General features: G+C 65.1%; 1 pseudogene. It reads right to left on the bottom strand.

Going from position 1 to position 332, the window contains the following annotated elements:
* Positions 1–332 (bottom strand): annotated as a pseudogene (gene sucC, locus OZ671_RS31915) (succinate--CoA ligase subunit beta); the annotation flags it as partial.

Below are 332 nucleotides of genomic sequence, written 5' to 3'. Positions count from 1 at the left end.
GCATCGTCCAGGTCGTCGGCGGGGATGACGTTGAGGCCGGAGGCGCGGATGATCGCCTTGCCTTCCTCGACATTGGTGCCTTCAAGGCGCACCACCAGCGGCACTTTCAGGCCGACCGTCTTGACCGCGGCGATGACGCCGCGGGCAATGACGTCGCACTTCATGATGCCGCCGAAGATGTTGACCAGGATGCCCTTCACCTGCGGGTCGGCGGTGATGATCTTGAACGCGGCGGTGACCTTCTCCTCGCTCGCGCCGCCGCCGACATCGAGGAAGTTCGCCGGCTCCTCGCCGTAGAGCTTGATGATGTCGAGCGTCGCCATGGCAAGGCC

The organism is Phreatobacter sp. AB_2022a (assembly GCF_026847585.1).
Taxonomy (GTDB): domain Bacteria; phylum Pseudomonadota; class Alphaproteobacteria; order Rhizobiales; family Phreatobacteraceae; genus Phreatobacter.
The sequence above is the reverse complement of the archived record's forward strand: the minus strand, read 5'-3'. Positions and strand labels throughout refer to the sequence as shown.